At 44.5% G+C, this 13906-nt stretch carries 18 protein-coding genes and 4 pseudogenes; 11 read left to right on the top strand and 11 right to left on the bottom strand.

Annotated features, from left to right (window positions below):
* From rplA to R1Y93_RS10990, 9 genes and pseudogenes are all read right to left on the bottom strand, one after another.
* The coding region (rplA, locus tag R1Y93_RS11030) for a 50S ribosomal protein L1 (protein WP_500822832.1) at positions 1–633 on the bottom strand (633 nt) is incomplete at its 3' end.
* A gap of 56 nt (positions 634–689) precedes the next feature.
* Entirely contained in the window at positions 690–1115 is a 426-nt protein-coding gene (gene rplK / locus R1Y93_RS11025) for a 50S ribosomal protein L11 (RefSeq protein ID WP_158421217.1), read from the bottom strand.
* A 71-nt stretch (positions 1116–1186) separates the two neighbouring features.
* Positions 1187–1703, bottom strand: a pseudogene (nusG, locus tag R1Y93_RS11020) (transcription termination/antitermination protein NusG).
* Between the two features lie 17 nt (positions 1704–1720).
* Positions 1721–1930 (bottom strand): preprotein translocase subunit SecE, encoded by a 210-nt coding sequence (gene secE, locus R1Y93_RS11015; RefSeq protein ID WP_158421219.1) that lies wholly within the window; start codon positions 1928–1930, stop codon positions 1721–1723.
* Between the two features lie 23 nt (positions 1931–1953).
* On the bottom strand, positions 1954–2103 hold the full coding sequence (rpmG, locus tag R1Y93_RS11010; RefSeq protein WP_117853039.1) for a 50S ribosomal protein L33: 150 nt from the start codon (positions 2101–2103) through the stop codon (positions 1954–1956).
* Between the two features lie 222 nt (positions 2104–2325).
* Positions 2326–2886 (bottom strand): hypothetical protein, encoded by a 561-nt coding sequence (locus R1Y93_RS11005; protein ID WP_500822831.1) that lies wholly within the window; start codon positions 2884–2886, stop codon positions 2326–2328.
* A 16-nt stretch (positions 2887–2902) separates the two neighbouring features.
* Positions 2903–3088, bottom strand: coding sequence for a hypothetical protein (locus R1Y93_RS11000; protein WP_500822830.1), 186 nt, complete (start codon positions 3086–3088; stop codon positions 2903–2905).
* 87 nt (positions 3089–3175) lie between these two features.
* On the bottom strand, positions 3176–4000 hold the full coding sequence (locus R1Y93_RS10995) for a tetratricopeptide repeat protein (protein ID WP_500822829.1): 825 nt from the start codon (positions 3998–4000) through the stop codon (positions 3176–3178).
* A complete protein-coding gene (locus R1Y93_RS10990; protein ID WP_500822828.1) occupies positions 3997–4638 on the bottom strand; it encodes a hypothetical protein in 642 nt (213 codons plus the stop codon). Before R1Y93_RS10990 ends, R1Y93_RS10995 begins: the two co-directional genes overlap by 4 nt.
* A gap of 195 nt (positions 4639–4833) precedes the next feature.
* Here R1Y93_RS10990 and tagD point away from each other — a divergent pair.
* A pseudogene (gene tagD / locus R1Y93_RS10985) lies at positions 4834–5237 on the top strand (glycerol-3-phosphate cytidylyltransferase).
* A 199-nt stretch (positions 5238–5436) separates the two neighbouring features.
* Here tagD and R1Y93_RS10980 read toward each other — a convergent pair.
* Entirely contained in the window at positions 5437–5592 is a 156-nt protein-coding gene (locus tag R1Y93_RS10980) for a hypothetical protein (protein WP_500822827.1), read from the bottom strand.
* A 37-nt stretch (positions 5593–5629) separates the two neighbouring features.
* Here R1Y93_RS10980 and R1Y93_RS10975 point away from each other — a divergent pair, with 37 nt between their 5' ends.
* The 9 genes and pseudogenes from R1Y93_RS10975 to glgD all read left to right on the top strand — a co-directional run bounded on the left by R1Y93_RS10975 (position 5630) and on the right by glgD (position 12052).
* Complete coding sequence (locus R1Y93_RS10975; protein ID WP_500822826.1) at positions 5630–6376, top strand: hypothetical protein; 747 nt, start codon at positions 5630–5632, stop codon at positions 6374–6376.
* Between the two features lie 202 nt (positions 6377–6578).
* Positions 6579–6900: pseudogene (locus R1Y93_RS10970) on the top strand (2-dehydropantoate 2-reductase N-terminal domain-containing protein).
* Complete coding sequence (locus tag R1Y93_RS10965; protein WP_500822825.1) at positions 6897–7739, top strand: UDP-glucose dehydrogenase family protein; 843 nt, start codon at positions 6897–6899, stop codon at positions 7737–7739. Before R1Y93_RS10970 ends, R1Y93_RS10965 begins: the two are co-directional and overlap by 4 nt.
* Positions 7652–7924 (top strand): UDP binding domain-containing protein, encoded by a 273-nt coding sequence (locus R1Y93_RS10960; RefSeq protein WP_500822833.1) that lies wholly within the window; start codon positions 7652–7654, stop codon positions 7922–7924. The genes R1Y93_RS10965 and R1Y93_RS10960 overlap by 88 nt, the downstream gene beginning before the upstream one ends.
* 100 nt (positions 7925–8024) lie before the next feature.
* Positions 8025–8570: a glycosyltransferase family 2 protein gene (locus tag R1Y93_RS10955; RefSeq protein ID WP_500822824.1), complete on the top strand. Its 546-nt coding sequence runs from the start codon at positions 8025–8027 to the stop codon at positions 8568–8570.
* A gap of 463 nt (positions 8571–9033) precedes the next feature.
* Entirely contained in the window at positions 9034–9303 is a 270-nt protein-coding gene (locus R1Y93_RS10950) for a hypothetical protein (protein ID WP_500822823.1), read from the top strand.
* Between the two features lie 36 nt (positions 9304–9339).
* Positions 9340–9567: a hypothetical protein gene (locus R1Y93_RS10945; protein ID WP_500822822.1), complete on the top strand. Its 228-nt coding sequence runs from the start codon at positions 9340–9342 to the stop codon at positions 9565–9567.
* 205 nt (positions 9568–9772) lie between these two features.
* Positions 9773–10915, top strand: coding sequence for a glucose-1-phosphate adenylyltransferase (locus R1Y93_RS10940; protein WP_500822821.1), 1143 nt, complete (start codon positions 9773–9775; stop codon positions 10913–10915).
* Between the two features lies 1 nt (position 10916).
* A pseudogene (glgD, locus tag R1Y93_RS10935) lies at positions 10917–12052 on the top strand (glucose-1-phosphate adenylyltransferase subunit GlgD).
* A 148-nt stretch (positions 12053–12200) separates the two neighbouring features.
* Here the strand turns inward: glgD and upp are convergent.
* Positions 12201–12830, bottom strand: coding sequence for a uracil phosphoribosyltransferase (upp, locus tag R1Y93_RS10930; protein WP_158421934.1), 630 nt, complete (start codon positions 12828–12830; stop codon positions 12201–12203).
* A gap of 269 nt (positions 12831–13099) precedes the next feature.
* On the opposite strand from upp, the gene R1Y93_RS10925 reads away from it, so the two are divergent.
* Positions 13100–13906 (top strand): uracil-xanthine permease family protein (locus tag R1Y93_RS10925; RefSeq protein WP_500822820.1); only part of this gene is annotated, 807 nt, incomplete at its 3' end.

The raw sequence follows: 13906 nt of genomic DNA, 5'->3' as shown, positions 1-13906 counted from the left end.
TTTTTTTTTTTTTTTGATCTTCAGTGTGCTTGGTCTTGCCTTTAAAATAGCTCCAATCAGCGTCTGGAAGTTGTCGCTTAACTGCTCCTCGGTAAAGGAAGCTTTACCAACCGGAACATGGATGATATTTGTTTTGTCAAGACGGTACTCGATCTTACCGGCTTTGATATCATGAACCGCTTTTGTAACATCCATGGTTACAGTACCAGCTTTCGGGTTTGGCATTAAACCTTTCGGTCCAAGTACACGACCCAGACGTCCTACAACGCCCATCATGTCAGGTGTTGCAACAACAACGTCGAAATCCAGCCATCCTTCGTTCTGGATCTTCGGAATAAGCTCCTCAGCTCCTACGAACTCAGCGCCTGCTGCCTTTGCTTCCTCAGCTTTAGCGTCTCTTGCAAATACAAGAACACGAACCTTTTTACCTGTTCCGTGTGGCAGAACAACTGCACCACGGATCTGCTGATCTGCATGACGTCCATCGCAGCCTGTACGGATATGAACTTCGATGGTCTCGTCAAACTTTGCAACTGCAGCTTTTTTCACTAAGCTGATTGCTTCTGCGGTATCATATAATGTTGAGCGGTCAACTGCTTTCGCAGCTTCCACATATTTCTTTCCTCGTTTCATTTCTATAACCTCCTGTGGTATTTGCGGGGAAAGGCCCTCCCACTATCTACTTATAATCAATCAACTACTTCAATTCCCATACTTCTTGCAGTACCAGCAATCATGCTCATAGCTGCTTCGATGGATGCTGCATTCAGGTCTTTCATCTTCAGCTCTGCAATCTCCTGAACCTGAGCCTTTGTAACCTTTGCAACTTTTGTTTTGTTCGGTACGCCGGAACCAGATTTGATGTTTGCAGCTTTCTTAAGAAGAACTGCAGCCGGCGGAGTTTTGGTTATGAAGCTGAAACTTCTGTCTGCGTAAACAGTGATAACAACCGGAATGATCATATCTCCCTGATCAGCTGTTCTTGCGTTAAACTCTTTTGTAAACTGAACGATATTTACACCGTGCTGTCCAAGAGCAGGACCTACAGGTGGTGCTGGAGTTGCTTTACCAGCGGGAATCTGTAATTTGATATAGCCTGTTACTTTTTTTGCCATTTTCGGCACCTCCTATGTGGTATTGGCGGGGGTATATCCCTCCCACGATATCGTGTTACCTGATTAATAATTTACATTTTCTTGATCTCTGCGAAACTGATCTCTACCGGTGTTTCGCGGCCGAACAGTTCAACATTGATAGTCACAACCTGTTTTGGCAGATTAATAGCTGATACAACACCTGTGGTATCTTTCCAGGCTCCGCCTGTTACCACAACCATGTCTCCCTTCTTCAAAATCCACCTGAACGCTCTCCTCATGGATGCCAAGGGGCTGCATTTCTGCTTCTGTCAGAGGCACCGGCTTGGATCCCGGCCCTACGAATCCCGTAACTCCCCTGGTGTTGCGGACAACATACCAGGTATCATCATTCATGATCATGTTGAGGAGCACATAACCTGGAAACATTTTTTTCTGGACAGATTTGGCAACGCCATTCTTCATCTCCACTACATCCTGCAGCGGAACACGAACCTCCAGGATCTGGTCTTCCAGATGTCTGTTCTCAATTGTTTTTTCAATGTTGGCCTTTACCTTGTTCTCATACCCTGAATAGGTATGAACCACATACCATTTTGCTTCTGACATACAATCCACCTTTGTCCTTATTTAATTAAAAGATTTATGCATTCCAGAATGCCTGCATCCATCACGCTGATGATCACGCCCAGCAGAATTGTCACGATCAGAACGACGATTGTCTGTTTGATAAGAGTAGGACGGTCTGTCCAAATGATCTTTTTGAACTCGGCCTGAACTCCCTGAAAGAAACCTTTCTTCTGGCTTTTATCAGCAGATTTTTCTTTTCCTTGCATAGCCTAACCTCACAATCTCGTGACTACTTTGTTTCCTTGTGCATTGTGTGTCTCTGGCAGAATTTACAATATTTCTTTGTTTCCATTCTCTCAGGATGGTTTTTCTTTTCCTTAGTCATATTGTAGTTCCGCTGCTTGCACTCCGTACATGCTAATGTAATCCTAACGCGCACAACTTCCACCTCCAGTGTTTTCATTTGCACGGTCTTCTTTTGCCTTCAAAAAGCATATCCGTCACCAATTTCGGGCATAAAAAAAAGACCTAACTTCCATGTCGCTTGTCAAGTGTACCACAAAACATACCTGTCCGTCAAGTCTTTTCCTGTAATTTCAGATTAGCTTTTCTATAAATTTCATATAAATTTGTATTGCCCTTAAAATACGTTTTCCCGGAATCAATTCCAGTAATTCTCGATTTCTTTTTTCAGTGTTTCCATGCCTTTACATCCAAGAATGTACAGATAGATTTCAAAAATCTCTTCATCCGGCACAAAGATCTCCTGAGTCTTCAGGCTCCGCAGCGTAGCCTGGTGATAAGGGGCAAGAAAGCTTTCCAATCGTGGGTAATCCTTATTTTTGTACAGATTTACGATCACATCCTTATGGGTTGTGTAATATTTTTCCAGGCGGATCTTCTCTGCACAGAACTGTACATACTCCCAACACCAGGTGGCATAATCGGTTTTAGGCTCCTTCATGTCCTCCATAGTCTGCCAGTTTTCACCGGTAAGAGGCATCCTGTCACCAGTATGTGAAATGCTTCCATCCGCCACACAGCTTCTCACCAGTTTTTTCAGGTCTTCCACAGTACCATACCTGGATAACCAGGCATCCAGAAACTCTTCTCCTTTTCCGGATGCAGCATATTCGGCTGCCTTGTGGCTTCCCATATATAGATCCTGCAGGATCAGAGAGGAAAGTTCCTTTCTTGCATAAGATTTTCCTGCATATTCCATAGCCTTTCGATAGTTCTCAAAGGCCTGTTCCGTCTAGGCCTTGCTTCTTTCTTGCATCGCCTCCAAGCTTATACACCTGAGCCAGCTTATCTTTGTGGATCTGATAATCCTTAACCTTTTCAGCGATCCATTCCAGTTCCCCGGGCTCTTCCGTGTACAGGATCTCTGTACGAAGCTTTGCCAGTTCTCCAGGATATCGCAAGCCGTTCCCAGGCCCTTGTCAGCGCCGGGCCATACAGTTCCCTGTTCTTTTTCCTTCTGCCATTCTCCCGCGCCTGTACAAAAGCAGTCATCTCATCTGTAAGAAGCTCCCCATTTCTTTTACTGTTCTGGCAGTACTGACCCGGGTCAGATATACCAGGCTTTTCATCCGTTCCGAATGTGGCAGAAGCCGTAACCAGAGCTCTGCCAGATTCCGTGCCGCTTCTTTTTCCCTATTGGCAAGAAGTGCCTGGCATGTATCTCCGGCCTGTTGTTCATATAGTGCAAGAAACTGATCCAGTTCCTTATGCACGATCATATTTGAAGTCTTCTCCCTTGCCTGTGCAAATACAACAAGAGCATCTGCACATCTTCCCCGCATCCAAAGAAGCTCTCCTCTGTATTTCAGGAAATAACCATCTTCCGGAAATTTACGCAGAGCCTCTTCGATAAAACGTTCTGCCTCTGTACCATCCTGAATTTCTCTGGCCTCTTCCATATAAAATCTGCTGAGAAATCTGGTGATCTGAGGATGATCCGGATACTTCTCATAAAGGGAAAGGGCTGTCTCTTTTGCAGAAATTTTCTTGCCGCCAGCATAGTCTGCAATGGCCTGCCTGAATCGTTCCAGATCCTTTTCCTGCTCTATTCCCGTCACATTTCTGAAAAATCCCTTTGATTCTTCTTGCCCACTGTCCTTAGTTCCGGAAAGAATACGAAGCTTGCCGTGCATGATCGCCCGTTGTAATCTGCCCTTTCGGATCCACGGCAGATAGTCTTCCCTTAACTCCTGATAGCTGATCCCTTCAACTGTTGCAGATCTTTGCGCATCCTCTTCTGCCGGAAATTGAAAATCCGTCCATTCATCCCCGTAGACCTGCGTCAGATATTCACTGGCCTTCCCTGGGATCATTGCCTGCACTCCCTGGAAATCACAGGTTTTCCCAGGAAATAGTATCTCTTTTTCCATAAAAAGGAAGCGTTCTCCCACATGTACTGCAAATTTACTGCAATCTTCCTCCCGAAAGGCCTGCATACGCTTTTCCAGTTTTCCAAGGACATGCTTTTTCCCTGTAAGTCTGCCGGACAGATAATATCTGTAATATCTGGAGGGAGAAATCCCCCAGGACTGTCCATGCACCTCCTGTGAATCTGTAAGATCCAGGTAATTCCCAGATCCCTCCTGTATTTCTCAAATGCTTCCTCAGACACCGGATCCAGTATCCTGATATGGATCCGCTCCCCTGCAGGTCCTGTCCCCAGGATCTGCTGTTTTTCCAGGGCACAGCCAAAATCCTCACCATATCCTGCCATGGGCTCAGGGTAAAGCATCCTGTCCTTAGGCAGTTCTTTCCCGGCCATCTCCCCAAGCCGGTTCCAGTCTGCCCTTGGCATGTAAACCTTTATTTCTGTCTCTCCACCGGCAAATCCGGCTCTTCCTACTGCAGCAAGTGTTGACTCTTCTGCCAGTACATACCGAAGCTCATTCTCTTGACATATGTGATTCAGCTCCTGAAAAAGCTTTAACAGATGCTCTTGTTTCTCTGTCATTTTTATCATTCCCCTTATGTAAAAGTCCCGTAACTGTAAAAGCAATGAACAGTTGCAATGTCTCTAAAATAATAACATACTTTTACAAATTATAGAATAATATTTTACATTTTTCTTTCTGCCAGTGGTTTGCTTTGCAGTTTCACCTGCATATGATATAATGGCACCATGAAATTGATTCAGCGAGGACAGATTATGAAAAGAGTGATTACATATGGGACCTTCGACCTGCTGCATTACGGCCACATCAATTTGCTGCGACGTGCCAAACAATACGGCGATTACCTGATCGTGGGACTTTCAACAGATGAGTTCAACTGGAATGAAAAGCAAAAGAAATGCTATTTTTCATATGAAAAAAGAAAGCAGCTTCTGGAAGCTATCCGTTATGTAGACCTGGTGATTCCGGAAGAGAACTGGGACAGAAGATATCTGATGTTAAGGAATATCATATCGATACTTTTGTAATGGGGGATGACTGGGAAGGAAAATTTGATTTTCTCAAAGATTACTGTGATGTAGTCTATCTGCCTCGCACCCCTGAGATTTCCACCACTCAGATCAAAAAAGACCTGACAGAGAAAAAGACAACAAAATAACCGGACAGAGCCATCCGCTGTGATGACTGCTGTCCGGTCAGCAATACTTATTTGGTAACTGTTTTTACCCACAGTTACCATATTTTATTTTATATTTTATTTTATATTTTATCTGTATTTCCATAGGCCGTGCAAAGCATAAGAAATAAAAAAGCAGGTGCTTTTCACAGGTCCATACCCAACATAACGGTACACATGGTTAAGTCATCCTGGCGGATTTCAGCTTATTCCTGGATTTCCCTCCTTCAGAAAGACGATATTTCAGGTATGGCCGGTTGATCCCTGCTGCAGGTCCATATTTCTTCAGGATCTTCAGCCAGGTAATATAGTCCTCATGGCTGTCATCATGCTCCATAGGAAATTCCAAAACAGATCTTATCTGGTCCTGTGATGTGCTGATTACAGATTACCGCAGCATTCTGATGACAGACTGTAATTCGCCAACATCTGTTCTTCGTTTTTTACCTGAAGACGATCCATATCCTTTATCGTCTTCCCTGCAAAAGGCCTTACAATTTGTCCCGGCTTGTACCAATGCACCTGCACTGATCCGCCAGCTTCAGGCCACTTCTCCAGGATCGGCGGCTCTTGCTTCGGATATATTACAGGAATCACAGAATGATCCGGCTGCTCCGTCTGCAAAAGAGCATATCCTGTGGTTTACCGGCCGCAAGATATCTTCTGAACAAATGGAGCAATTAAGCAGTTTTATCTCTCATCATCCGGAGGCCCGAGTTTGGCTTTCCTATAATGTACTTCAGGATCCTAAGGCAGAAGCATATCTGAATATTCATTTTCCAGACATCTGGTATCTTCCCATTCGGATGGATCCAGCCAGAAGCCTTTTCTGGAAAATATCCAGCTTCTTTATTACCCGGCTGGGGCTGGCATCTATTTACCCTACCGGCAGGATGCTCCGCCTGGGAAAACAGGCATACACCCGTTATTTCGGTCATGTTTCCTTTGACCAGGTATTTATCCAGTCCACAGACAATCTGCAGACCATTGCCTTTTGTGCAGCTGCTGCCCCCAAAGTGAACTGTACCATGAAAGAGCCGGGGACAGATGCCTCCTTTGCCAAACGCTGCCAGGTTGCCTTTGCTCATCGACTGGCAGGAAAAGAACCGGGGGCAAGGTAACTTTACAACACATCTTAAATGTGCTACCCTTTTTAAGTCGTAACTGTTCTACATTCCTATAGTTACTAGTCAAGATGTACCTCCATTCCTTTTGAAGGCAGCATTTTGATAATTATTGAATTTCAAGTCGAGCTGTTACTCACCACCTGAAAGAGGTGGGAGTCTTCTCGACTGAGATAAAAATCCATGAAAGGACCGCAAAATGCGGCAGGCAAATAATATGAAAATAGCAGTTGCAGGTACAGGCTATGTAGGTCTTGTGACAGGAGTTGCCCTGGCCAACGCAGGCCATCATGTAACCTGTGTAGATGTTGACGAACATAAAATCCAACTGATGAAACAGGGGATATCCCCCATCTACGAACCAGATCTGGAGCCTTTGATGCAGAAAAACAAGAGAGCGGCTTTCCTATACTACGGATTATGCCAGTGCCTATCAGGATGCCCAGGCCATTTTTGTAGGTGTTGGAACCCCAGAAAAAAAGGATGGCTCTGCGGAACCTGAAGATCTGTATACACAGTGATCGACCAGATTGCCCAGACCCTGGATACTGATTGTGTAGTTGTGATCAAATCCACAGTTCCTATCGGTACCAATGACAAAATCGAAAAGCGGCTGACCCAGCAGATCACCGCCAGGAGAAGCACACTTGGGCTGTCTCCCATCCGTGTGGAAATCGCCTCAAACCCGGAATTTCTTTCCCAGGGCACTGCTGTAAAGGACACTCTCCATGCTTCCCGTATTGTCATCGGGGTAGAATCTGACTGGGCACGTGATCGCATGAAGGAAGTTTATCAGGAATTTCATCAGCCTTTTGTATTTACAGACCGTAGAAGTGCAGAAATGGTAAAATATGCATCCAACGATTTTCTTGCACTAAAGATTTCATATATCAATGAAATTGCAAACCTTTGCGAACTTCTGGATGCCAATATTGAAGATGTGGCAAAGGGTATGGGCCTGGATCCACGTATCGGCAACAGATTCCTAAAGGCAGGGATCGGCTATGGCGGCTCCTGTTTCCCAAAGGATACCAAAGCCCTTCACTGGGTTTCCAATTATTATGAAAAAGAACTGAAAACGGTTAAAGCCGCTATTGAAGTAAATGACATCCAGAAAATGAAGCTTCTTAAAAAAAGCCACAAATACTATGATTCCCTTGAAGGACTGAAGGTAGCGGTTCTGGGGCTGACCTTTAAGCCGGACACAGATGATCTTCGGGAAGCGCCTTCCCTGATCAACATCCCCATCATGCTAGATGACGGAGCCAGGATATTTGCCTGGGATCCGTCGGTATTCCGAATTTTAAGAAATACTATCCGGATGAGATCGCCTACTGTTCTTCCATTGAAGATACCTTAAAGGATGCGGATATCTGCTTTCTCTTCACGGAATGGGCGCAGTATCCTGGGACTTTCGATATCCTCCGCTACAAAGAACTTATGGCCCACCCTATCATCCTGGACGGTCGTAACTGCTACCCTTCCCATAACTTTGAAAACACCGGCATTATCTACGATTCTGTAGGACGCCGTACAGTACAATAAAAAGGACTGTTTTTGACATACAATATTGGTAACTGTTCAGTATATTCACAGTTGCCAATATTTTTCAATCACGGTTCCTGTATGGAGATAATAGACAATTATGAAATTAAGTGTAATCATCCCTGTTCATAACGCTGCACCTTATTTGCCGGCATGTCTGGACAGTGTACTTTCTCAGGATCTTACAGACCTGCAGGTGATCTGCGTGGATGACGATTCCACAGACCAGTCAGCCCAGATCATCACTAATTACACACACAAGGATTCCCGTGTGATGCTGATCCGCCACCCTATGACCATGTATGCAGGCTCCTGCCGGAATACCGGTCTGGTTGCTGCGACCGGTGAATATGCGCATTTCCCGGATTCTGATGACATTGTGGAAGAAGGTGCATATCGCCGTTATTATCAGCTTGCCAAAGAAATGGATGCAGATATCGTCAAAGGAAAAAGCCGCTGTTTTGATAACGCCACCGGCCAGATTTCCTCTACCGCTATCCTTCGTTTTTCCGGCCTGCCGGAAGAGCTTTATGGCAAGGTAGTCAATTTTTCACAGAATCCCAGCGCCTTCGGCCATGTAAGTGTTGTTCCCTGGAACGGGATTTACAAAAGACAGTTCCTTTCTGGAGCATCGTCTCTGGTTTAATGACTTTATCTGTGTAAATGACCGTTCCTTTTTTAACGAAGTATCCCTTGCGGCAGACAGGGTGGTCTTTACCAAGGACCGGCTTGTAAAATACAGGATCAACAACAGTCAGTCCCTGGTGGGGAACAGAGCACGTAATTTCCAGTGCCAATTCCGCTCTTTTGCCCTGATCCGGAAACAATGCCAAAAAGTACAACATCACCGGTGCTGCTCTTGCTGAAATCCTAAACCGGGAGTTGACGGACCTTTTTATCTGGTATCGTAAATACAGGAATGTCCCGGAAGTACAGGAAAGCATTATCTCCTCTACTACAGAATTTGCCCGCAGCCTGGATATTCTGCCCCTGAAAGACTATCCTCCTGCTTTTAAATGGTATTATGATTATCTGCTGCTGACCCCCAGGATCATATTCTTACTACTGCACTCCATTTAAATAGCTCAGCTGAGCAGCTTACCAAGTGTATGGAAAGCATCACCCTTCAGGATATGCCCACGTTCCGGGTATATGGTATTGCCCCTTCCGGCACAGATACTTCTGTATACCAGTCTTTTATGGACAAAGACTCTCGCTTCTGTGGGATCCTTCCTTCTTCCGAAGATATTCCCAAAGAGAATGTTTATTTTCTGGAACTTAAGCCCATAGTCCTGAAGGATGCTGATACCTTCCAAAAGCTGATCCGCCAATCCATGGAAACAGCGAAAAACATGGCACCTGTAAGGCTCACCCTTTAAACAATTATTTATAATCATTCAGAAAGGATCTTTATTATGGCATTTAATCCACTAAAAATGATGCAATTCAAAAACGCCTGGGATGGATTTACCCAACGTCATCCCAAATTCCCTCAGTTTATGACTGCTGTACAACAGCATGGAATCCAGGCAGGTTCTATTATCGAGGTTCAGATCAATACTCCTGACGGCAAAAATTTTACCACTAACCTTAAGGTATCTGAAGAAGACATCCAGGCCATCCGCAGTCTTCAGGATATGTAATCGATTTTTCCTCCTGAAATTTTGTCATTTTCATAACAAAACACTTTACAAAATAATGCCTTTGAACTGTAACTTTTTTTCTCAATTTTTATATATTTTTTGCACAAAAATATGGAAATCTGCATCAATAATATGTATAATATACTTAAGAATATTGTTTTTTATATTCATAAAAGCATCCAAGAAATGAAAGTGAGGGCTCACTATGAAGCAAAACAGCATGTTAGCGATGATCCTGGCCGGAGGGCGGGGAAGCCGTCTCCACGAGCTTACCAACAAAGTGGCAAAGCCGGCGGTTTCCTATGGTGGAAAGTACCGTATTGTAGATTTTCCTCTCAGTAACTGTGCCAACAGTGGTATTGATGTTGTAGGCGTTCTGACCCAGTACGAATCCATTCTATTGAACAGTTATGTAGCAGCAGGAGGACGCTGGGGACTTGATGCCAAAGACAGTGGTGTTTATGTACTGCCGCCTCGTGAAAAAGCAGATGTAGGACTTGATGTTTACCGGGGTACCGCAGATGCCATTTCCCAGAATATTGACTTTATTGATTCCAGGTCTCCAGAATATCTTCTCATTCTGTCCGGAGATCATATTTATAAAATGAATTATGCCCAGATGCTTGCCTTCCACAAAACAAGCAAAGCTGATGCTACTATTGCGGTGATTGAAGTTCCTATTAAAGAGGCAAGTCGTTTTGGTATTATGAATACAGATGGTGAAACTGACCAGATCGTAGAATTTGAAGAGAAGCCGGCAGAGCCGAAGAGTAACCTTGCTTCCATGGGTATTTATATTTTTAACTGGAAGCTGCTCCGCAAAATGCTGCTTGCAGATATGAAGAATCCGGATTCCAGCCACGACTTTGGTAAAGATATCATCCCCACCATGTTAAATGACGGAAAGCGTCTGTTTGCTTACCGTTTCAAAGGCTACTGGAAGGATGTTGGAACCATTGATTCTCTTTGGGAAGCAAACATGGATCTCCTCAGCCCGAACAATGAGCTGGATACTAACGACCCTACCTGGAAGATCTATACTGAAGACGTTACAACCCTGCCTCAGTATATCGGTCCGGAGGCAAGTGTAACGAATGCATACATCACTCAGGGTTGTATAGTAGAGGGGGAGGTCAAAAATTCTGTTCTATTCACAGGCTCCAAAGTACGTCCCGGAGCAAAGGTGATCGACAGCGTACTTATGCCAGGCGTTGTTGTAGAAGAAGGCGCAGTGGTGCAGCGTGCCCTTGTTGCCGACAATATCCACATTGGAAAGAATGCTGTGGCAGGCAGCGCAGACAGCGAGCACATCGAGCTTGTTGCACAACGTGTAAAGGGGGCTGAATAATATGTATAGCGCATTTGGCATTGTAAACTCATCACCTCGCAACATCCTTGTAGAAGGACTTCAGGATTATCGTCCGATCGGTGCTTTCTCTTTCCTTGGAAGATACCGTGTGATCGACTTCCCGATCTCCAATCTTAGCAATAGTGATATTGACCGGATCCAGGTATACATGGATAATAATAAGCCCCGTTCCCTGATCGAGCATGTCGGCACAGGACGTCACTACAACATCAACTCCAAAAGTGGTCATCTGCAGCTTCTTTTTTCAGGTGCCAGATCCTGGAGAGATGTATATAATACAGATATTGCAGCTTATATTGAGAATATGGAAAGCATTGAGAAGATGCATCACCCTTACGTAGTGATCCTTCCCAATTACATGGTTTATTCACAGGATTTTGACACACTGATCGGCAGTCATATTTCTTCAGGAGCAGATATTACCCTGTTGTATCATACCATTGACAATGCCAAGGAATCCTGTCTCCACTGCAACATCGTGAACCTGAACCGCCAGAAGGGTGTGCTTTCCATTGAACCTAATCCTGGCACAGCAAAGAACCGTAATATTTTCATGGATACCTATGTTATGAAAAAAGACCTTTTCATCAGCCTGGTTAAAAAGGCGGCTGCCTACTCTTCCATGTTCTCTTTGTTGGACATCGTAAATGCAGCATGCACAGGTCAGATTGAAGGCATGGATCTGGATGTACGTGGTATCCCTCACAAAGGCTTCTTTGCACCTATTACAGATTTCCGCAGCTATTATGATGCTAATATGGCTTTGATCAACATTAAAGAAGCACAGAACCTTTTTGGTGAAGGATGGCCTATTTACACCCGTACCAATAACTCCTGCCCTACCCACTATATGGATGGTGCAGACATTCGCAATTCCATAGTATCCAACGGCTGTCTGATCGAGGGTACTGTAGAGAATTCCATTATTGGACGTGGCTGCGTGATCAAAAAAGGAGCTGTTATCAAAGACGTATTATCCTTGCAGGCACACTGATCGGTCAGGATGTTCATCTTGAGAATTTTGTAGTTGACAAGCATGCCAGACTGATCCGTGAAAAGGAGATCATTGCACCTGTTGGCAATCCTGGATACATCAAGCGCAGAGACACCTTATAATATGCTCTGTTTTTTCTGATAATACATAAACATAAAGGACTGGGTGCACTGTGGATCTCAGGTTTGTATATGACCTGATATCCACAGTGCTCCAGTCCTTTTTATTGATTGCTAGTACAGCAAAAGTGCCGAATAGTTATGATCACTCTTATTTGGTTCCGAAAATACGATCTCCCGCATCTCCCAGGCCCGGGCAGATATAAGCATTCTCATTAAGTTCACGATCAAGATGCCCAATGTATATCTGCACATCCGGATGTGCTTTGTGAAGCCTTTCCATTCCCTCCGGAGCTGCGATAATAAACATGCATTTAATATTCTTTCCGCCATGCTGTTTGATAAAGTCAACGGCAGCTACAGCAGAACCGCCTGTGGCAAGCATAGGATCTACCAGAACGATCTGTCTCTGCTCAATAGGATCCGGAAGCTTGCAGTAATATTCATGAGGCTCATGAGTCACAGGATCACGATAAAGTCCAATATGACCGATCTTTGCAGATGGAACAAGTGTTGTGATGCCATTTACCATCCCAAGGCCTGCACGAAGTACAGGTACAACTGCCAGCTTCTTACCGGAAATCATCGGAGACTGACATGTCTCGATAGGGGTCTCAACCGTAACATCCTCCAGTGGAAGATCACGAAGTGCCTCATATCCCATCAGGATAGCAATCTCTTCGATCAGCTTACGGAACTCATTTGTTCCTGTATTTTTATTGCGGATAATCGAAATCTTGTGCTGGATCAGCGGATGATCCATAATAAATACGTTCTCCATTTTCTCTGTTTTACCTCCATGGTTTTATCCGGTACAGCTCTTCTTGCAGCTGTACATTTTCTTGGGAATACTGATAAAATCTTACCTCACTTTTCATATAAAGTCAATCATTGTAAAATATTGCCGTATCCTTTATAATACACACAGTTGCCGTAGGCAGAGCCGGCGGCAGACGCACCATACTTTATGAGGAGGGACAGATTGCCATACATATGTTATGGCTTTTCTCTGTACCTTTATGCCCATATACAGGGCAGATAGGAGGATTTATGAAATTCAGAATCGAAGGAATCTACGATGCCAGAAAGCTTGGTATCCCCCAGATGCTTATCCTGGGACTTCAGCACATGTTCGCTATGTTTGGTGCCACTATTCTGGTGCCCATTCTGGTGAATAACTACTTCCATGGAGAAGGACTTACTGTACAGGTTACTCTTTTCTGTGCAGGCTTCGGTACTCTTTTATTCCACGTTCTTACAAAGATGAAGGTTCCTGCTTTTCTTGGCTCATCTTTCGCATTTCTTGGAGGCTTTTCCACAGTTGCAGAGCTTGATACCGGTATTTTCAAAAATATGAGCTATGGCGAAAAGCTTCCTTATGCATGTGGCGGCGTAGTTGTTGCCGGTCTTCTTTACCTTGTGCTTGCACTGATCATCAAGCTGATCGGTGTTAAACGTGTTATGCGTTACCTTCCGCCAGTTGTTACAGGGCCGATCATCATCTGTATCGGACTTAGCCTTGCTCCTTCTGCTATCAGCAACGCTTCCCAGAACTGGATCCTTGCACTGATCGCACTTGCCACCATTATCTTCTTTAATATCTGGGGTGTTGGAATGTTTGGTATTATCCCTATTCTGATGGGTATCATTGTTTCTTATATCGCTGCCCTGATCATGAATGCATGCGGAATGACCAATGCAGACGGAAGTGCTATTCTCAGCTTTGCAGGTGTTGCATCTGCCCCCATTGTAGGTGTACCCAAATTCTTCCTTTGCAAATTTAACCTGACCTCAATCCTTGCTATGGCACCGATTGCCATCGCTTCCATGATGGAGCATGTAGGTGATATTTCCGCT

The sequence above is a fragment of the Blautia sp. HA3515 genome (assembly GCF_059933065.1).
This window is presented reverse-complemented; position numbering and strand designations above follow the sequence as displayed.